Consider the following 17,810-nt stretch of genomic DNA (forward strand, 5'->3'; position numbering starts at 1 on the left):
CGTCGCGTCCTTCGTTGATGCAGCCTCGTCGGCTGGCGTACCTATCACGCCCATGGTACCTACGCCGAACGGTGCGTCGAAGCAGTCGAGTTCGACCGATCCGACCGCAAGTGGCACCCTCGATCGGGTGAACAATCACTATCACCACCTGGTGTTCGGTGCGGCCAGCGCCGCACGCCAGCAGCGCGACGGCGGGTGGAACGCGTACGGCCGCCACGCCGAACGACCGGACGAGGGGGCCGAGCCACTCGACAACCGGGAGAAGGCCATCATCCGGGGTATCGACCAGTTCCAGATCGCGACGGTCACCGAGTCGGGGTGGCCGTATATCCAGTATCGGAGCGGCCCCAAAGGCTTCCTGCAGGTCCTGGACGACCACACGCTCGGGTTCGCCGACTTCAAGGGAAACAGTCAGTACGTCACCGCGTCCAATCTGGACAACGACGACCGCGTTGCTCTGTTCATCGTCGACTACCCGAACCGCCAGCGCATCAAGCTGTTCGGGCGGGCGCACACCGTCGAGGCGGCCGACGATCCGGAACTGCTGGACCGACTTCGGAAGATCGGTTCGATCGAGGTCGCGGCCAAGTGTGAACGAAGTGTCGTCATTTCGGTCGAAGCCTTCGACTGGAACTGCACGCGCAGCATCATTCCGCGATTCGACAAGCAATACCTCGACGACCTCTCATCGGTCTATCAACGCAAAGCAGAAGAGCGCGAAGAAAAATTACTCGCGGAAATCGACGATCTGAAAGCACAATTGCGGCAGCAGCAGTAAGCAGGCGACGGTCGGCGACTGATGGTCGCCCCGGACCTGGCAGGCCGCGGACTCGGCCGACGTCTTCTCGGCGAGATCGAGGACCGAGCGCCGGGGGAGTGCAGCACCTTTTCGCTCTTCACCGGCGCCGACAGCGAGCGAAACCTGCGGATGTACGACCGTGCCGGTTATCGTCGAGTTGTCGAGCGATCCAGCCGGACCGCACATATCCGAGGGGCCGTGAGTCTCGAGAAGTCACGGATGGAATGGCCCTGCAAAACAGACGGTTGAGGAATGCATGGCCAACGGAGATTTCGGGTTCTTCCCAGATGAGGGTGTAGGTCGGCCGGGCGCGTCGGTCCGCAGATAGGCGTCGAGATCTCCCGACGATGGCGGTTCCTACGCCATCCATCCGAAAGACCTCGACGTGTCCGACGCTACCCCGCCGGCCGGCTTCGGCCGCCCTGACCTGACCGCCTTCGCGTCTTATCCCAATCGACTCTGATCGGGTCTGCTGATCCTCTCGACGAGAACGCAGCGACATCACAGCCACCCAACCCCGACCGTCCGGGAAGCCGGGACACGCCACATGGCCTGTGCTGCGGGCGTGTCGAGTGGGTCGTCCAGGGGCGACGCAGGAGCGTCGACGCGGCGTGCTGAGAGGTGGTTCCAGTCGAGCACTAGCACACCGGCTACAGGCATGGCGATAGGTCAGGAACGGCGTCGCTCCCTACGCAGGAGGGAGCGCAGAGTCTCGGCGTTCGCGTAGCCGACCCGTAGCGCGATCTCGGCGGAGGTGAGGTCCGTGGTTGCTGAGAGGTGCCGAGCTCGTTCGATGCGAAGCCGTTGGACGAAGCCGAGCGGAGTGAGGTTGAGCGCCGCACGGACTCGTCGTTCGAGGGTGCGCCGGCTGGTGCCGAGCGACTGCGCGACGAAGGCGACGTTGAACGGTTCGTCCAGGCGGGCGCGCACGAAGCGTTCGAACTCGACGACGATCGGGTCCTCGTGCCGGAGATGTTCGTAGGCGACGAAGGCCGCCTGCGACGGGCGCTCGTCGATGATGAGGAGCTTGGCGACATGTTGGGCCAGGTCGGGGCTGATCGATCGCACGAGTGAGAGCGCGAGGTCGATGTGGGGCGAACGCGGCGCCGGCGGTGACGAGGTTCCCGTCGACCACGACCATGGTGTCGAGATCGAGGGCGACGGTCGGATAGCGCTTCAGGAACTCCGGCCCCAGGAACCAGCTGGTCGTCGCCCGCCGATGATGCATCCGTCCGGTCTCGGCGACAGCGAACACGCCGGTGCACGCCGCGGCGATCCGGGTGGTCGCCTCGTCGAGGCGCCCGAGCGAGGCGATGACCGAACGAGCATCTCGGCTCTGGAGGGCGTCGTTGGTAGTGGCGGCCGTAAGGGTTCCAAGCGCAGGGACGACGACGACGTCGAACTCTGCGGACTCCGACAGCGGGTGGTCCACCGACAGGGTCATCGATGCCGTCGTGGTCACTCGCCGTTTCGGTCCGAGGATGGCGAGTTTGATCGGGTCGATCCGCGGGTCGACATCGCGGCGGGCTCCGTCGGCCACCCGCACGATGTCGATGATCGACGCGATAGCCGAACCGAAGCAGCCGTCGATCGCGATCAGTCCGATACGCATGACGTAAACAATAGCAATACTGCCGTATACGCCACTTCCCACCGGCCCTCGCTCGTCATACGCTGAACTCGTCCCACGAAGAACCCCGATTTCAAGGAGAGTCCCTCATGTCCACACCCGCATCACTTCCGTATGCCTTCGTCGCCAAGATCGTCGCGGCCGATGGACAGCACGACGCGCTCGCCGATCTGCTCGCCGGCGCTGTCGCACTCGCCAACGAAGAAGTAGGAACGATTGTCTGGTTCGCGGTCAGGACCCACGCCGACACCTTCTGGATCTTCGATGCATTCCCCGACGAGGCCGCTCGCGACGCCCACGCCAACGGCGCCATCGTCGCAGCCCTGATGGCCAACCAGCACCTCCTCGGCGCAGCACCCGAGATCCTGGCGGCCGACGTCCTCGCGTCCAAGCTCCCGTAGTCCGCCCACGCACGTTCGCAACGCGAAGCACAACACGAGCGCTGTCGGTCACAAACTCAACAGGCAAACCAACGAGCGGCTCGAGCCACAAAGCGCACGCCACATTCGAAGGAGCAATTGATGCTATCTATTCCTACATTGTCGTTGGACGACGCCAAACGTGTCATCGCGGCAGCAGAAGCTGAATCCAGCACGCAGGGTCAGCCCAGTAACATCGCCGTCGTCGATGCCGGCGGCAATCTCGTCGCTCACGTACGGATGGACGGAGCGTGGCTGGGCAGCATCGACATCTCGATCAACAAAGCCTTCACGGCCCGCGCGTTCGACACAGCCACCAAAGACCTCGGCGACCTCGCCCAACCCGGTGAGCAGTTCTACGGCATCCACGCCTCCAACGACGGTCGGGTGATGATCTTCGCCGGTGGCATCCCGCTCGAGCGCGACGGCCAGGTCGTCGGCGCCGTCGGCGTCAGCGGAGGAACCGGTGACCAAGACCAGGCCGTCGCCGAAGCCGCCGCCAGCGCCTTCTGAGACCGACCCGCACCGAACCCGGCCCCCGGCCGGCAGCCCACCCACCGAAGGAGCCGCACCATGCGTGCTCTCGTGTACCACGGTTGTAAGAACGTCTCAGTCGACGAGGTCCCGGACGCCAAGATCGAGCGACGTCGGTGTCGGGCAGAGCCGTGAGGCCAGCGCATCGCGCGACCACCAGAACCGAACCGCCCCTGCCCTGCGTTTCCGCAGGTCAGGGGCTGTTCGCCGGAGCCGTCTGTCGGAATCGAACCGACGACCTAATCACGTCGGCTTTGTGTCTATCGCTTGATGCGCCCACTGGGCGAACTATCCGCTGACCTGCGCAAACGCCGAGCGTGGGGGACGCCGCCATCCGGTGGTGACCGACGACGACCGACCAATACCGACCGTTTCACCGGAGCTTGCGGCGGCGTCGAAGCCGAGCAAGCTCCATTCCTTTAGCTCACCGCGCCCTCCTCCTCGCCGGTCCCGTCGTCGTCGAAGACGTTTCAGGGGTCTTCTCAGATGACGGTGTAGGTCGGCCGGGCGCGTCGGTCCGCAGATAGACGTCGAGATCTCCCGACGACGGAGGTTCCTACGCCATCCATCCGAAAGGCCTCGACGTGTCCGACGCTACCCCGCCGGCCGGCTTCGGCCGCCCTGACCTGACCGCCTTCGCTCGACTCGACGGCCTCGGTCTGAGCGTGACCGGACAACGACTTGAACCGGATCGCGCGGTCCTCGCGTGCCGCGTGGTGGCACCAGATCAGTGGTGCCGACGGTGCGGCAGCGAAGGCGCTGCTCGTGACACCGTGATCCGGCGGTTGGCCCACGAGCCGCTGGGCTGGCGACCGACCGTGCTGGAAGTTGTAGTGCGCCGCTACCGCTGTGCCGACTGCGGACACGTGTGGCGCCAAGACACCAGCGCCGCGGCGGAGCCACGCGCGAAGCTCTCGCGCACCGGGCTGCGGTGGGCGCTGGAAGGGATCGTGGTCGCACACCTCACCGTCGCCCGTGTCGCCGAGGGACTCGGGGTCGCGTGGGACACCGCCAACAACGCGGTCCTGGCTGAAGGCAAGCGGCTGCTGATCAACGACCCCACGCGGTTTGAGGCCGTGAAGGTCATTGGCGTCGATGAGCACGTCTGGCGCCACACCAGGCGTGGCGACAAGTACGTCACCGTGATCATCGACCTCACCCCGGTCCGCGATGGCGCCGGCCCAGCAAGGCTGCTGGACATGGTCGAGGGCCGGTCGAAGGCGGCGTTCAAGACCTGGCTCGCCGACCGCGACGACGCCTTCCGTGACGCGGTCGAGGTGGTCGCGATGGACGGCTTCACCGGGTTCAAGACCGCCGCTGCAGAGGAGATCCCGGACGCGGTCACGGTGATGGATCCCTTCCACGTCGTGCGCCTGGCCGGTGACGCCCTCGACAGGTGCCGGCGCCGGGTCCAACTCGCGATCCACGGGCACCGTGGGTTCAGAGACGACCCGCTCTACAAGTCGCGGCGCACGCTGCACACCGGCGCGGACCTGCTCACCGACAAGCAGAGCGACAGGCTACGCGCGCTGTTCGTTGATGACGCTCACGTCGAGGTCGAGGCGGCCTGGGGTGTCTACCAGCGCATGATCGCCGCCTATCGCCACGAGGACCGGCAACGTGGCCGCGAGCTCATGGAGAAGCTGATCACCGACCTCAGCGCCGGCGTCCCCAAGGTGCTCACCGAGCTCACCACCCTGGGCCGGACCCTGAAGAAGCGAGCCGCCGACGTGCTCGCCTACTTCGAACGACCCGGCACCAGCAACGGGCCGACCGAGGCGCTCAACGGACGGCTCGAACACCTGCGCGGCTCCGCACTCGGGTTCCGCAACCTGACCAACTACATCGCCCGAAGCCTGCTCGAGACCGGCGGCTTCAGACCCCAACTCCTACACCCCCGATTGGGATGAGCCAGATTTCGACGCACACGCACTCATCGCCGACAGCTCGCTCGGCATTCTCGCGACGATCAAGTCGAACGGACTGCCGCAGCTGTCACCGGTGACGCCCGTGTACGACCGTGAGGCCGACCGCATCTACGTCTCCATGACCGAGGGCCGCGCCAAGACCGCCAACCTGAGGCGGGACCCCCGCGCGGCGATCGAATTCACCAGCGCGGACGGATTTTCCTGGGCCACAGCCGAGGGCGGGGTGACGCTCATCGGACCGGGTACCGACCCGAACGGACCGGAAGCCGACGCCTTGGTTGACTACTACCGGATCGGCGCCGGCGAGCACCCGGACTGGGACGAGTACCGCTCCGTCATGGTCGCGGATCGACGAGTTCTGATGACCCTCACCGTCGATCGCGTGTACGGCGCCAAGATTCGGTAGGGGACTTACCGCCCCATTCACCGGTTGGTCACGACAACCAGCCCTCCCGGTCATGTTGCATCCTTAGCGTTCGCGCATCCGTTAAATCAACCTGGAGGCGCAGACGTGACCGCTTCACCCCTCGATCGCCGCAAGTTCCTCGGACGTACCGCTCTGACCGGTCTCGGCCTGGCCTTGGCGGGAAGTGTGGACGCGCTGGTTCGTCCGGCGTTTGCCGCGGCGGCGCCGGGGAGCGCCGGTGGCTACGGGCCGCTCGTGCCGGATCCGGCACGGCTGCTGTCGCTGCCGGCCGGGTTCAGCTACACGGTTGTTTCCAAGTCCGGCGAGACCCAGCTGTCGGACGGAGTGCCTGTACCCAGTGACCCGGACGCCAACGGCGTGTTCGGAGCGGGCGACGGCAGCACGATCGTCACCAACCACGAGGTGGGCAGCGACGAGCCGTTCGGAGTTCCGATAGTGGAGGGCCTGACCTACGACCCGGGTGCCCGAGGCGGGACAAGCACGACTGCTGTCGATGCGCGTGGCGCATGGCAGAGCCAGTACGTGAGCGTCGCGGGCACGGTGAACAACTGTGCCGGTGGCATCACCCCGTGGGGCACGTGGCTCACCTGCGAAGAGACCGAAGATCGCGCGGGCAGCAAGGGATTCACACTCGATCACGGATACGTCTTCGAGGTCGACCCGGTGAGCCAGGACGCCAACAAGGGCAAAAGCCCTGTACCGCTGAAGTTTCTGGGTCGCTACGCCCACGAGGCCGTGGCGGTCGATCCGACGACCAGTGCCATCTACCTCACCGAGGACGCGTCCTCGCCCAACGGTCTGTACTACCGGTGGACCCCACCGGCGAACTTCCGCGCCGGCAAGAACGCGCTGCGTGAATTGGCGCAGTCCGAAGGCGGCGACACCGCAGGATCACTGCAGGCGATGAAGTGCCTCCGTGGTTCGGAGCACGTCCCCGATCTATCGGCCGTGACCAACCCGGGCGATCAGCTCACGGTGGAGTGGATCGACGTCCCCGACCGTGACGCACGGGATACGTCCACTCGCAAGCAGCTCGAAGACAGCCAGGTCACCCGCAGCCGAAAGCTGGAAGGTCAGTGGTGGGCAGACGGCGGTGCGTACTTCGTGGCCAGCTTTGCGCGCACGTCCGATGGCAGTGCCGCCGAACACGACGGTCAGGTCTGGTTCTACGACCCGGCAGGCCAGACGATCACGTTGAAGACGCTGTTCGGCGTGAACCCGGATCCGTCCGTGGACACCGGCAACTACGACGGCCCCGACAACATCACCGTTTCGCCCTACGGCGGCGTCATTCTCGCCGAGGACGGCGAGGGCATCAGCCACTTGGTGGGAGTGACCGCCGATGGCGAGCCGTATGCGATGGCCCGCAACGAACTGAACGATAGTGAGTTCTGCGGCCCCGCGTTCAGCGCGGACGGGAAGATTCTGTTCGCCAACATCCAGTCTCCGGGTATCACCGTGGCGATCACGGGTCCGTGGGAGCGCCCCACGAATTCCTCGTTCGGTTCCTGATCGTCACATCCGGCCGACGATGCCGAGAGCGATTTCGGTGGCCGCGGAACTGCTCTCGGCATCGTCCATGTCGAGGTCGCCCATCATGGTGAGACTCCAGCTGACAGCCAGCAGTGCTTGGCGCGCGTGGAAGATCTCGCGGGGCGTCCGTCCGGGGTCGGCTATGAGGTCTGCCAGCTCCCGAAACTGGTAGCGCATACCGGTACCGATACCCAGTTCGCGGAATGCGGACTGATTCTCGGCCCAGAACCGCATCATCTCCTTGCCGAGATCGTGCAGGAGTGCGCCGTACCGAACGACGATTTCCTGGGCGCGATCCGGCCCCGGAGGCGCTGAACTCGCCCATTCCAAGATCTCGTCGATACCTCGCCGCAAATCTTCGGACAGGCTCGCGACGATGTCCTCCTTCGTGCGGAAGTGGTAGTACAGCGCCGCTTTGGTCACCCCCAGTCGCTCGGCGATCTGGCGCAGCGATGTCTTGTCGTACCCACGTTCGCAAAACAATTCCATCGCCACTGCGCGAATGCGCTCGCGGGTGTCGCTACGTCGCCCGTCCAATTTGTGCACTCCTCAGGTCTTTGCTTGACGCCCGGCTAGCCCAAGCCTAGCCTCTTGAAGGTACCTTGCCGGTCGGCAAGCTACTGTCTTGACAGGGGCACTGCGATGGACTCGAACGAGGGGACGGCACCGATCTCCGGAATTGCCATGACCGCGATCGGCGTGGCCATTATTCGATCCAAGGAGAGCGCGCGCAAAGATCGACTGTATGACGACCCGTTCGCAGAGGAATTCGTCAGCGCCGCTCGCCAGGCGTTCGACACCGAGCGGTGGGAGCGGGTGGTGACACTGGCCGACGAGTTCTACCCGGGCCGCACCATCGGCGTTCGCTTGACCGACGATCGTGTCCGCACCGCTGCCCAGGACGGTGTCCGCCAGTTCGTACTCCTGGGTGCAGGTTTGGACGCTCGCGCATATCGCCTGGATTTACCGGCCGACGCAACTCTCCACGAGATCGACTTACCGGAATCGTTCGCCTTCAAGGAGTCCGTGCTCGCCCGCGCGGGGGCGTCCTCATCGTGCGACCGTCGAGTTGTCGCAGCGGACCTGAAAGGGGACTGGTCGTCCAGGTTGCAGGAGTTCGGATTCCGAGCGGAAGTCCCGACGTGCTGGGTGGAGGAGGGCACCCTCGGGCACCTGACGCAGACATGGACGCAGCGCGTGGTTTCGACGCTGACCGGAGTGTCGGCACCGGGAAGCCGGTTCGCCGTCTCGAGATATGTGAGCGACGGTGGGAGTTCCGCCTACCGGGAGTATCAGCGACTGGTTGCCGGTGACGACACAGTGTCGCCGCAGGCGGCATTACGCCCCGAGTCACCGACGCTCGATGTCGCACATTGGCTTGATTCGCTGGGTTGGCGCACCGAATTTTGCAGTTGGAACGATCTGGTCTCCGGACTGGGTCGAGCTGCAACCGTCGAGGATCCCCAGCTAGGAACCGTCACGGCCGTACGTAGATGACCGTGACTTACTTAGCCCTTGCGCTAAGTATTGATTCCATGGATACTTAGCCACATGGAACAGTATTCGGCCACGCTGAACGGGGTGTTCGCCGCATTGTCGGACCCCACGAGGCGCTCCGTGGTGCAGCGACTCGGGGCAGGTCCGGCAACCGTCGGCGAGCTCGCGCGGCCTTATGGAATTGCGCTGCCCTCGTTCATGAAGCACGTCCACACGCTCGAGAAGAGCGGGTTGATCCGGACGACGAAGACCGGCCGAGTACGTACCTGCGCCCTGGAAGCCGAACGGCTTTCGCTCGTCTCCGACTGGCTCGAACGTCAGCGGGGTATCTGGGAAGGGCGGACCGACCGACTCGAAGACTTCGTTACTGACCCCGAGGAGAACCGACCATGAACGACCGAACATACTCGCGGATGAATCCCGAACTCGACCTCACTGTGCAACGCGTGATCCGTGCCCCACGAGCCGTGGTGTGGGACGCCTGGACCGACCCTTCCAAGCTCGAGCGCTGGTGGACGCCCGCACCCACCACGTCGAAGGTCGACCTTCTGGAGGTTCGTCCAGGTGGGGGATTCGTGACCCAGATGAGCGAGGACGGGATTACGTACTTCCCACACACCGACGGAATCTTCCTGGTTGTCGAGGAGGGAGACCGACTGGTCTTCACCAACGCGATCAACAGCAGCTGGCGCCCGGCAGCGCCCGCACCGATCTCGATGACCGCCGAGATCACCCTCCTCGACCATCCCGAAGGCACCGACTACACGGCGACCGTCCGCCACGCAGACCCGGACGCCCGCGCTCTGCACGAGGAACTGGGGTTTTTCGACGGATGGGGCGCCGTCACGGCAGCACTCGCGGCCCTTGCCGAGTCGGAGGCCGTCACGCGCTCGTGAGAATCACGAGCCGCTGAGTTGCCCGGGTCATGGACACATAGCGGTCGACGGCACCTTCGACCCCGGATCCGAAGGACTCCGGATCGACGAGTACGACCAGGTCGAACTCCAGCCCTTTGGAAAGCTCGGGCGTCAGTGAGCGCACGCGCTCCGTGGCCGCGAAGCTCGGATCACCGATCACGCAGGCGATCCCGTCATCGTTCTCGGCAAGCCAGGAGTCGAGGATCGTAGTCAGCTCCCGGGTCGATCCATGTCCGACGGGGATGCCGCTGCTGCGAATCGAAGTCGGCACGTTGGCATCCGGCAACGCTGCGCGAATGACGGGCTCGGCCTCGACCATGACCTCTTCCGGGGTTCGGTAATTGACGCTCAAAGACGCGACGTCGACTCGGTCGAGGCCGACGCGCCCCAGGCGTTCCTGCCACGTCTCGGTGAATCCGTGTCGTGCCTGCGCACGGTCGCCGACGATGGTGAAACTCTTGGAGGGGCAGCGCTGCAACAGCATCTGCCACTGCGCGTCCGACAGTTCCTGAGCCTCGTCCACGACGATGTGCGCGAACGGACCGGCCAGCAGACCGGACTTCGTGTCCGTCGACGTCTCCTCGTCCAGTGCGTTGCGGAGATCGTCGCCCCGGAGCATGGACATGACGGCCATCTCCGAGTCGTCCGTGGCAATGAGATCGTCGACGACTCGAGACATGCGTTCTCGTTCCGCGGCAGCGGCAGCCGCGCCGGCCCGTCGACGCAGGGATGCCTTCGGATCGCCGAGTCGCTGGCGGGCGGCGTCGAGAATGGGAAGGTCCGACTCCGTCCACGCGTGCGTATCCGCCCGTTGCAGCTTTCGAACATCCTCTGCCTTCAGCCACGGTGCGGCCATGCGGAGATACGCCGGCACGGACCACAGGTCGCCGACCAGATCAGCAGCTTCGATCAAGGTCCACGAGTTGTCGAGTACCTCCCGAAGTTCGTCGTTGCGACTCAACGACGCTCGAATCTGATCGTCCGCCTGGTCGCCGTGGTGTTTGTCCACCAGAATCGCAACGAGTGCATCCCAGACATGCTCGCGCGCTTCGTTGTGCGGAGTACCGGGCTCGGGCGACCGAAATGCTTCCGCCCAGTCGTCGGCACTCAGCCGGATGTCGGACCAGTCGGTTGCCACCGTCATTCCCTCGCGCGGCGGCCGCTCGTAGAACTTGATCGCCTTGTCGATCGCACGACCCCAGTCCGATGACGACTTCAGTTGCGCGACGTACGGATCCGACTCGGGTTGTGCGGTAGCGCCTTCCTTTACGAGGTCCCGGAGCGTGCACAGATGAACGGTCTCCTCGCCGAGATTGGGGAGAACGTCCGCGACGTACGCGAGGTAGGGCTCGTGCGGCCCGACGAACAGGACCCCGTGACGCAGCCTCGGGTCGGAGTAGATCAGATAGGCCGCCCGGTGCAGAGCCACCACGGTCTTACCGGTACCCGGCCCGCCGTCGACGACGAGCGACCCCTTGGAGTCGGCGCGCACGATTGCGTCCTGGTCCGAGGCGATCGTTCCCAGGACATCACGCATTCGCGGCGAGCGATTGGTGCCGAGGCTCGCGATGAAGGCGGACTGGTCGTCCAGCGCGGCGCTGTCCACGACATCGGGGGAGAACACCTCGTCCCAGTAGTCGCTCACTCGGCCGCCCGTCCACCGATAGCGTCGGCGGCTCGCCAGGCCCATCGGATTGGCGTGGGTTGCTCCGAAGAACGGTTCGGCCACAGGAGAGCGCCAATCGACCAGCAGTTGCTCACCAGCGCTGTCCATCAGGCCGAGACGGCCGACGTACACCGCCTCGGACGTGTCGGCATCGACCATGCGGCCCAGACACAGGTCCAGGCCGAATCGCCGCAGCGCGCGTAATTCGGCGCTCAGGCGGTGGACCAACATGTCCCGCTCGAGCGCCTCCTGGCCCAATTGCCGCGGAGCCTTGCGTGCCTGGTCGATACGGTTCGTCAGATCAGTGACCGACTTGTCCAGGCTCACCGCGATGGCCGCAAAGTGTCGCTCGTCGGAAGCGATGAGCGTGGGGTCGGCCTTGGGGGAGAGATGGTTGGGGAGGTCGAATGCACTGGCGTTCGGAGAGGTCACGAATCCTCGCGTTTTCAGTCGGGTCCGGCTTGGACCAGCCATTCTGCGCGCACCCCTGGGCCTTGCGGCAAGCCCCGGGGTGCGATATAAATTGAAGGTGGAAGGGAGCGGAAACGCTCCCTTTCTGGTTCCACCTCACTCGTCGTTCCCTGAGATGACTGACAAACACCATATGCTGGTGTGGTGTTCTTTCTATTCGGCTACGGCGCCAAGCGGAAAAATCTCGGCAAGGGCCAGACTCGAACGTGCCCGAACTGCCACAACACCACGCAGTGGACGCGGATACGCGAGTTCAAACAGTTCACCGTGTTCTTCATTCCGATCGCACGCTGGAACCGCCGACAACTCGAGACATGTGACATTTGTGGCGCAGCCGTCGAAATCTGACGCGATGACGACCCGATGGGGTGCGCCGGCCGATCGGACTGTTGGCGACGTGCGGGTGTGATGACCGGGCCCGCTTGCGCTTATTTCGACGTTTTCCGGTGCAACCACACGTGGTCCGGGTTCGGCTTCACCTGGCGGCCGCGCACACGATTGAACAGGCGTGACTGGTTGATCCGCTGCGCGCCGATCTCGAGTTGCCGGATCAGCCATGCCCGACGGGGGAGCACCGCAATCTGATAGGCCCCGAGGTAGTCGGTGATCTCGTCGCTGAATGCAGTCTTGAACAACCCGACACCGTGGCGCGGATGCGACACGTCTCCGATAGTCGCCGACGACGGTGTTCCGTCCAAGTCGTAACGCTCACAACCTTGTTCGCGAGCCCAGCGAATGGCCTCCCACTGCAACCCGTATGCCGCCCCGGTGTCACCCAGCCCGCACTGGCTGGAGTCTCCTGGACGTTGCCGCACCGAACCCGCTCCCACCAACAAAGCAGTCTTCCCGAATGTCGCGACGAAGGCGCCAACTTGGACCTCGCCGTTGTGCCGAGCCAGGAGCAGCTGGCCCTGCCCGGACACCTCGTATCGTTGGAAAACGGCGATGGAGTTGCTGAGGGTGGGGATTGTGAAGCGGCCTCCGCTGGTCGCGTCGAGCAGCTCATACAGCACGCGACAATTCTCAGGCGTGGCCGGGACGCGGTCGACGACGACGCCCTCCCGCGCAGATCGCCGAACCAAGTATCGGCCACGCTTTTTGAGGCGGGACAGCACGTCCTGCTCGGTACCTGTCAGATCCACGATGACCGTACTGTCGTCCAGCCACGTCGGCACCCGCACGAGACCCTGTTCGCGGAGCAGTTTCTCGTGTTCCGGATGTGCTTTCAGCTGAGTACGGAGCCGCACTGCCGCGACACCGTGCTGCGCTGCGAACGCGGCGATTGCGTGGGCAGCGTCGATCATCTCGTGAACGTTTGTGGCCGGGGGGCCGAGGAGCACCCACAGTGCGCCGGCCAGCGGCACGTTCACACGGAAGGCGGTAACGGCGTTGCCTCCGACGATCAGGTATACCGGCGTTGCTCCCTGAAGGGCCATTCCATCGATATTGGCGCTACAGCGGTAGACGGTGCCCTCGTCGGGGCTCTGCAGAAGAATCTCGTCCCACCGTTGCACCTCGTCGGCCACGGCGAATCGTACCTGTATGACTTCCGTTTTCGGAGTACTCGGCGCACCGTCGCGAGACTCGAGATCTCGATCGAGTGTGTGGGGAAGTCCGTGGGGAGAACTCGTCGCGCCCCGCGTAGAACCAACACCCACCACGCCAGCATCCGTCATGCCTCGCCCCTCGATATATCCATTGTGAATCGCTTCGGTCGATTCGGAGATTCCCACGTTCTGGGTGCACTGACTGTATTTCGATTTGTCCGGATTTTCGTTACAACCGCTGTGCATGTGACCAACTCGACCGTTGGGACACACTCGCGTCAGTCCGGCTTCGGACTGGTACGCGAAGGGACACGCGACGAAGCAGGCCGCTCACAAGGAACGATGAACGGTGTCCGTCTCGCGTTCGTCTTTCCCTGCTGCCGGGTTCCGGTCCAGCATCGAATAGAAGAAGTAGAAGATCGCCCCTATTGCCAGCGGGCCTGTGATGGTGACCCACAGCGAGCTCGTGCCCACCATCGTCATCACGGCGAATGCAACCAATGCGGCAGGTGGTAGCGCATACCGAACTGTGTCTTTCAACTTTCCCCCTCGTTTTCACGAATGGCGACCGACGAGACCGGTCACCACGCAAGCGCCTCCCCATCGACTCGGACTCTTCCGAAGAAGCGCTTGGCTATGTCCGAGCCGTCGTGATTGTAGCCGTTCATGAGCACTGCGAGATCGTCGGCGAGAGCTTGAAGCGCGGGGGAGACGGTTGCGATTCTGCCCTCGCGGAGCCAACCCCAGTCTTCGGGCACGGAACTCAAGGTAATCACGATTTCGCTGTCGAACGGCGTCTCGACGTCGTAGTGGATCGCTGCCGGCGCATCACCTATCGGGTCGAAGGTCGCGATGTCGCCTGGCCCGTCGACGGCCGAGAACGCGGTCCGCGCGAGGTGGATGTCTTCGCGGATCATCTCTGCGATGCGAGTAAGTCCTGCATGTCGCCCGACGCGATCGTGCCTGTCACCGTAATTGCGTCCCGGCTTCGGGATAGATGACCGGGATTTGATCAGAATGCGATCCAACATGCGTTGCGCGGCTGCACGCTCGCTGGTTTCCGTACGGGGGTGATCGATCAGCGTGCGAAGGCGCGAGATTCTCAGTGCTGGAGTGCTGGCCATCGGGCGAGCCTAACGTTGGTGTCCCTTACCGGTGCCACTGCAGCAGTGTTCGAAACGTGCACGGATCACGAACGCGAGTGGTCCCGCGGTGACCAGCGGGGCGTGCGGCGCACAAGTTCTCGGATCACCACGAGCAGGGCGACGACTACCAGTACGAGAACAATCATCGAACCACCGGAACGCACGATCTCGACGGCAGACACGCTCATCGCGCAGATGAGGACAACTGAGGGCCAGGTAACTCCCGGAACGGTGCGCACCACAGCAACACTAATGGCAGCGACTTTCGGCGAGGTTCAGCGGCGGCCGAAGGGCCTCACGGTCCCTTGCTCCCTGGCACAGTGACACCGTCCAGCAGCACGGATGCGATAGCTGCGCTCGCGCGTTCGCCACCGATACTGGCGGCCAAGGTAGTGCCGGCCTGCAGTAGCCCGCCCGAGATGGTCAACATCTCATCCGCTGAAACATCCTGTCTCAGAACGCCGTCGTCGATTCCTCGCTGAAACAATTCCCGTATCGGATTCGAAATCCGGAGATCGATCTCGGCGGAACTCAAGCATGCGCCACGCTGGCCTCGAAGCAACGCGGCGTACTGACCATTACCGACGAACGCTCGCGTTATCCGAGCGATCGCTTCTGTAAGCGGGACCGTATCCAGGCCCGCTTCGGCTACTCGTTCTCCAAGTTCTTCAAGAGCTGAGGCCGCCATCGCAGTGATCAAAGCGTCGCGGGTAGGGAAGTACCGATAAATCGTCGCCCGACCGACGTCGGCCGCCTTCGCAATCTCAGCCATGCTGACGCCGTCGCCGCGCTCGGCAAGGACGGTCGCCGCGCGTTCCATGATCATCGCCGCTACATGATCACGCAGTGCCGGGCGCATTGTCATTCTGCGAGCGTATCGGTGATCGCCACGAGCTGATAGCATCCGGTTATGAGACATACATGTCTTATAACCGGATCGGCAACGCTCGACATCGAAGGTTAGGCGTGTGAACTCCCATGACTCCTGAACCGGACCTCGAGTCTGATCCCTCGCGCGTCGAGGCAGGTAGGTTTTACGACTGTCCACCCGAGGACGTGTGGCGGGCCATTACCGAACCTGCTCTGATCGAGCAGTGGCTCATGCCATCGACAGGGTTCGTGGGGGCTGTGGTCGGCACGCCGTTTCTTCTGTCGGTCCCGTCGAGTACATCGGCCGAGATCGCATGCGAGGTCACGGACGTCGCTCTGCCCGGCTCCATGACCTGGAGTTGGATGGATCTGCGGGCGTCGCCACCCGCAAAGTGGTTCGTGACCTGGGATGTCCACGCACACGGGCGGGGGAGTCGACTGCTCATCACGCATGCCGGGTTCGATATCAACGACAAACGCCAGATGATGGCGCGCAATGCATTCGCCCGAGGCTGGAATCAATTACTATCCGGGAAATTGCTGAATATCCTCGAGCGCCCCTGATTGCGACCATCGATGCGGAGACGGCAACGCCGGAGAAGGCTAGCTCGCCGATCTGGGCGAGACACCTTGCGTGGTGTCGGTAGGTCGTGAAGAGCGTGCGGTCGAGAATCGCTCCCGGAACGCCGTGGGCGTGGTGCCCATGTTCCGTGCAAAGGCTCGACGCAAGGTCTCGTCACTGCCGAATCCGCTGAGTTCGGCCGCTCGCGTGATCGGATGCCCGTCAAGGATAAAGTTGCGGGCCGCATCGAGCCGGACCTCCTCCAGCCACCGTGCCGGCGTCACACCCATGTCCGTTCGAAACATCCTGGTGAGATGCCGTGTGCTGACTCCAATTTCAGCTGCCATCGAGTCGACGCAGTGGTCTCTGGTCGGATCGCTGATCACCGACTCCACAAGGTCCCGCAGTGAGTCGCTCCGGGCAATAGGGCCGCGGAGCGCGGTCGAGAACTGCGCCTGCCCTCCAGGACGCTGCATGAACACCACCAGTTCGCGTGCTACCTCGCGGGCGACACGGGCGCCGAGATCCTCTTCGATGATCGCCAAGGCCAGGTCGATGCCGGCGGTGATGCCGGCGGAGGTCATATAGCGGCCGTCACGGATATGGATGACGTCGGGCTCGACCACAATCGAAGGGTATCGACGCGCCAGCAACCGAGCGTGTCTCCAGTGCGTCGTTGCGCGTCGGCCTTCGAGGTATCCAAGTTCCGCCAACACGAAAGCCCCTGTGCACACGGAGGCGACGCGCGCAGCTCCGTCAGCTAGGTTCGCGACCGCAGATATCAGCTCCTGGTCGGGCGCGGGGTCGGTCAGGCGCTGCCCTCCGGCGACCAGCACGGAGTCGACTGGGCCGGCTTGCTCTGGGCGCACGGAGCCACCGAGTTCGATGCCGGAGGAGGACCGAACCGAACCACCGCACGGTGAGACCAGGATGAGCTCGTACTTTTCGTGCCGAGGATCTGCCAGGCGGAATGCGTCCGCGGGGCCGCCGGCGTCCAACAGGGTCACGCCCTCGAACACAACGATGCCGATCCGGTGTGTCATGTCCGAAATCGAGGGAAAGTGGGCTGTTTTGACATGACGTCACTGTAGTCGAGCGCCTTATGCTGGATGTCAGACATTGAAAAACGACTCCACCAGGGAAAGGACGATCATGACCGAGACGATCGGCGGGTTGATCATCCCGGATAGTCAAATGGCCAAAGATGCAACCGAGTTGGTCCGCGACGCCGCGACGGATGTGGTGTTCCACCATTCACGACGGGTGTACTTCTTCGGTGCGCTCCGTGGCCGGGACCAGGGAGTCGACTTCGATCCTGAGCTGCTCTACGTCGGAGCAATGTTCCACGACCTCGGGCTGACGGAGAAGTACCGGCGCAATGACCAGCGTTTCGAGATCGACGCCGCTGATGAGGCTCGCCGATTCCTTCTTTCGTACGGGCTCGGCGAAGGCGCGGCTGACAAGGTCTGGACCGCGATCGCGTTGCACACCACGCCAGAGGTCCCGCTGCACATGGCCGCGGAGATCGCGCTGGTGACCCGAGGTGTCGAGTTGGACGTGCTGGGTATCGGTTATGACGCCATCACCGATGAAGAACGTAACGCGATCGTTCAGCTGCATCCCAGGCCTGACTTCAAGAACCAGATTCTCGCGGCGTTCACCGAGGGCATCAAGGACCGTCCAAAGACGACGTTCGGCAATGTCAAGGCCGACGTACTAGAGCATTTTCTCCCAGGCTTCGAACGCGGGGACTTCGTAGAGGTCATCAGGGAATCCGCCTGGCCGGAGTAAGTGATTCCGCGGATAGGGAGGGGGGCGTTGGTGACGTGACTCAGGTACAAGCCGATTCATCCAGTGCATCGGCA

Annotated in this window: 21 protein-coding genes and 1 pseudogene; 13 read left to right on the plus strand and 9 right to left on the minus strand. The window is 64.0% G+C overall.

All coding sequences use genetic code 11. From position 1 onward, the window contains the following. Positions 1 to 52 precede the first annotated feature (52 nt). Positions 53 to 778, plus strand: coding sequence for a pyridoxamine 5'-phosphate oxidase family protein (locus ACZI8R_RS02495; protein WP_463377965.1), 726 nt, complete (start codon positions 53 to 55; stop codon positions 776 to 778). Positions 779 to 799: 21 nt separating this feature from the next. Then, a complete protein-coding gene (locus ACZI8R_RS02500) occupies positions 800 to 1,048 on the plus strand; it encodes a GNAT family N-acetyltransferase (protein WP_463377966.1) in 249 nt (82 codons plus the stop codon). A 420-nt stretch (positions 1,049 to 1,468) separates the two neighbouring features. Here the strand turns inward: ACZI8R_RS02500 and ACZI8R_RS02505 are convergent. Then, positions 1,469 to 2,411, minus strand: a pseudogene (locus tag ACZI8R_RS02505) (GlxA family transcriptional regulator). A gap of 107 nt (positions 2,412 to 2,518) precedes the next feature. On the opposite strand from ACZI8R_RS02505, the gene ACZI8R_RS02510 reads away from it, so the two are divergent. The 5 genes from ACZI8R_RS02510 (at position 2,519) to ACZI8R_RS02530 (ending at position 7,249) form a co-directional block, all read left to right on the plus strand. Next, positions 2,519 to 2,830, plus strand: coding sequence for a putative quinol monooxygenase (locus ACZI8R_RS02510; protein ID WP_003941073.1), 312 nt, complete (start codon positions 2,519 to 2,521; stop codon positions 2,828 to 2,830). A gap of 120 nt (positions 2,831 to 2,950) precedes the next feature. After that, positions 2,951 to 3,361 (plus strand): GlcG/HbpS family heme-binding protein, encoded by a 411-nt coding sequence (locus ACZI8R_RS02515; RefSeq protein WP_135537774.1) that lies wholly within the window; start codon positions 2,951 to 2,953, stop codon positions 3,359 to 3,361. Positions 3,362 to 3,966: 605 nt separating this feature from the next. Then, positions 3,967 to 5,292: an ISL3-like element ISPfr2 family transposase gene (locus ACZI8R_RS02520; protein ID WP_463377967.1), complete on the plus strand. Its 1,326-nt coding sequence runs from the start codon at positions 3,967 to 3,969 to the stop codon at positions 5,290 to 5,292. 25 nt (positions 5,293 to 5,317) lie between these two features. Beyond that, entirely contained in the window at positions 5,318 to 5,716 is a 399-nt protein-coding gene (locus tag ACZI8R_RS02525; protein WP_463378203.1) for a PPOX class F420-dependent oxidoreductase, read from the plus strand. A gap of 105 nt (positions 5,717 to 5,821) precedes the next feature. Then, complete coding sequence (locus tag ACZI8R_RS02530) at positions 5,822 to 7,249, plus strand: alkaline phosphatase PhoX (protein ID WP_463377968.1); 1,428 nt, start codon at positions 5,822 to 5,824, stop codon at positions 7,247 to 7,249. Positions 7,250 to 7,252: 3 nt separating this feature from the next. On the opposite strand, the gene ACZI8R_RS02535 is transcribed toward ACZI8R_RS02530, so the two are convergent. Then, on the minus strand, positions 7,253 to 7,807 hold the full coding sequence (locus tag ACZI8R_RS02535) for a TetR/AcrR family transcriptional regulator (protein ID WP_463377969.1): 555 nt from the start codon (positions 7,805 to 7,807) through the stop codon (positions 7,253 to 7,255). A 105-nt stretch (positions 7,808 to 7,912) separates the two neighbouring features. Here ACZI8R_RS02535 and ACZI8R_RS02540 point away from each other — a divergent pair, with 105 nt between their 5' ends. From ACZI8R_RS02540 to ACZI8R_RS02550, 3 genes are read left to right on the plus strand one after another with little or no spacing between them, the layout of a single operon-like run. Further along, a complete protein-coding gene (locus tag ACZI8R_RS02540) occupies positions 7,913 to 8,767 on the plus strand; it encodes an SAM-dependent methyltransferase (protein ID WP_463377970.1) in 855 nt (284 codons plus the stop codon). 54 nt (positions 8,768 to 8,821) lie between these two features. Then, positions 8,822 to 9,160, plus strand: a complete 339-nt coding sequence (locus ACZI8R_RS02545) for an ArsR/SmtB family transcription factor (RefSeq protein WP_463377971.1) — start codon at positions 8,822 to 8,824, stop codon at positions 9,158 to 9,160. Continuing rightward, positions 9,157 to 9,663 carry an SRPBCC domain-containing protein gene (locus ACZI8R_RS02550; protein WP_463377972.1) on the plus strand — a complete coding sequence of 169 codons (507 nt, stop codon included), beginning with the start codon at positions 9,157 to 9,159 and terminating at the stop codon, positions 9,661 to 9,663. The genes ACZI8R_RS02545 and ACZI8R_RS02550 overlap by 4 nt, the downstream gene beginning before the upstream one ends. On the opposite strand, the gene helR is transcribed toward ACZI8R_RS02550, so the two are convergent. Continuing rightward, a complete protein-coding gene (helR, locus tag ACZI8R_RS02555; RefSeq protein ID WP_463377973.1) occupies positions 9,650 to 11,824 on the minus strand; it encodes an RNA polymerase recycling motor ATPase HelR in 2,175 nt (724 codons plus the stop codon). The two genes, ACZI8R_RS02550 and helR, sit on opposite strands and share 14 nt — an antisense overlap. Positions 11,825 to 11,965: 141 nt before the next feature. On the opposite strand from helR, the gene ACZI8R_RS02560 reads away from it, so the two are divergent. Next, the gene (locus tag ACZI8R_RS02560) at positions 11,966 to 12,169 is read left to right on the plus strand and encodes a zinc-ribbon domain-containing protein (protein ID WP_463377974.1); all 204 of its coding nucleotides are present in this window, start codon (positions 11,966 to 11,968) and stop codon (positions 12,167 to 12,169) included. An 80-nt stretch (positions 12,170 to 12,249) separates the two neighbouring features. Here ACZI8R_RS02560 and ACZI8R_RS02565 read toward each other — a convergent pair whose 3' ends face one another. The 5 genes from ACZI8R_RS02565 to ACZI8R_RS02585 all read right to left on the minus strand — a co-directional run bounded on the left by ACZI8R_RS02565 (position 12,250) and on the right by ACZI8R_RS02585 (position 15,339). After that, positions 12,250 to 13,347: a lipid II:glycine glycyltransferase FemX gene (locus ACZI8R_RS02565; RefSeq protein ID WP_463377975.1), complete on the minus strand. Its 1,098-nt coding sequence runs from the start codon at positions 13,345 to 13,347 to the stop codon at positions 12,250 to 12,252. Positions 13,348 to 13,698: 351 nt separating this feature from the next. Continuing rightward, complete coding sequence (locus ACZI8R_RS02570; protein WP_463377976.1) at positions 13,699 to 13,908, minus strand: hypothetical protein; 210 nt, start codon at positions 13,906 to 13,908, stop codon at positions 13,699 to 13,701. A gap of 41 nt (positions 13,909 to 13,949) precedes the next feature. Then, positions 13,950 to 14,492, minus strand: a complete 543-nt coding sequence (locus tag ACZI8R_RS02575; protein WP_463377977.1) for a hypothetical protein — start codon at positions 14,490 to 14,492, stop codon at positions 13,950 to 13,952. 65 nt (positions 14,493 to 14,557) lie between these two features. Further along, entirely contained in the window at positions 14,558 to 14,701 is a 144-nt protein-coding gene (locus tag ACZI8R_RS02580; RefSeq protein WP_463377978.1) for a hypothetical protein, read from the minus strand. A gap of 107 nt (positions 14,702 to 14,808) precedes the next feature. Next, complete coding sequence (locus tag ACZI8R_RS02585; RefSeq protein WP_463377979.1) at positions 14,809 to 15,339, minus strand: TetR/AcrR family transcriptional regulator; 531 nt, start codon at positions 15,337 to 15,339, stop codon at positions 14,809 to 14,811. 152 nt (positions 15,340 to 15,491) lie between these two features. Between ACZI8R_RS02585 and ACZI8R_RS02590 the strand changes: the two genes are divergently transcribed. Next, positions 15,492 to 15,947: an SRPBCC family protein gene (locus tag ACZI8R_RS02590; RefSeq protein WP_463377980.1), complete on the plus strand. Its 456-nt coding sequence runs from the start codon at positions 15,492 to 15,494 to the stop codon at positions 15,945 to 15,947. A gap of 39 nt (positions 15,948 to 15,986) precedes the next feature. On the opposite strand, the gene ACZI8R_RS02595 is transcribed toward ACZI8R_RS02590, so the two are convergent. Beyond that, complete coding sequence (locus ACZI8R_RS02595) at positions 15,987 to 16,988, minus strand: GlxA family transcriptional regulator (protein ID WP_463377981.1); 1,002 nt, start codon at positions 16,986 to 16,988, stop codon at positions 15,987 to 15,989. Positions 16,989 to 17,097: 109 nt separating this feature from the next. Here ACZI8R_RS02595 and ACZI8R_RS02600 point away from each other — a divergent pair, with 109 nt between their 5' ends. After that, complete coding sequence (locus ACZI8R_RS02600) at positions 17,098 to 17,736, plus strand: HD domain-containing protein (RefSeq protein WP_463377982.1); 639 nt, start codon at positions 17,098 to 17,100, stop codon at positions 17,734 to 17,736. Positions 17,737 to 17,810: the final 74 nt, after the last annotated feature.

This window comes from Rhodococcus huquni (assembly GCF_055231055.1).

Coding starts and splice junctions, on each gene's coding strand:
- ACZI8R_RS02495 (WP_463377965.1), top strand. CDS start 53: ATGGTACCTACGCCGAACGGTGCGTCGAAGCAGTCGAGTTCGACCGAT.
- ACZI8R_RS02500 (WP_463377966.1), top strand. CDS start 800: ATGGTCGCCCCGGACCTGGCAGGCCGCGGACTCGGCCGACGTCTTCTC.
- ACZI8R_RS02510 (WP_003941073.1), top strand. CDS start 2,519: ATGTCCACACCCGCATCACTTCCGTATGCCTTCGTCGCCAAGATCGTC.
- ACZI8R_RS02515 (WP_135537774.1), top strand. CDS start 2,951: ATGCTATCTATTCCTACATTGTCGTTGGACGACGCCAAACGTGTCATC.
- ACZI8R_RS02540 (WP_463377970.1), top strand. CDS start 7,913: ATGGACTCGAACGAGGGGACGGCACCGATCTCCGGAATTGCCATGACC.
- ACZI8R_RS02545 (WP_463377971.1), top strand. CDS start 8,822: ATGGAACAGTATTCGGCCACGCTGAACGGGGTGTTCGCCGCATTGTCG.
- ACZI8R_RS02550 (WP_463377972.1), top strand. CDS start 9,157: ATGAACGACCGAACATACTCGCGGATGAATCCCGAACTCGACCTCACT.
- helR (WP_463377973.1), bottom strand. CDS start 11,824: ATGGCTGGTCCAAGCCGGACCCGACTGAAAACGCGAGGATTCGTGACC.
- ACZI8R_RS02575 (WP_463377977.1), bottom strand. CDS start 14,492: ATGGCCAGCACTCCAGCACTGAGAATCTCGCGCCTTCGCACGCTGATC.
- ACZI8R_RS02580 (WP_463377978.1), bottom strand. CDS start 14,701: ATGAGCGTGTCTGCCGTCGAGATCGTGCGTTCCGGTGGTTCGATGATT.
- ACZI8R_RS02585 (WP_463377979.1), bottom strand. CDS start 15,339: ATGATCATGGAACGCGCGGCGACCGTCCTTGCCGAGCGCGGCGACGGC.
- ACZI8R_RS02590 (WP_463377980.1), top strand. CDS start 15,492: ATGACTCCTGAACCGGACCTCGAGTCTGATCCCTCGCGCGTCGAGGCA.
- ACZI8R_RS02595 (WP_463377981.1), bottom strand. CDS start 16,988: ATGACACACCGGATCGGCATCGTTGTGTTCGAGGGCGTGACCCTGTTG.
- ACZI8R_RS02600 (WP_463377982.1), top strand. CDS start 17,098: ATGACCGAGACGATCGGCGGGTTGATCATCCCGGATAGTCAAATGGCC.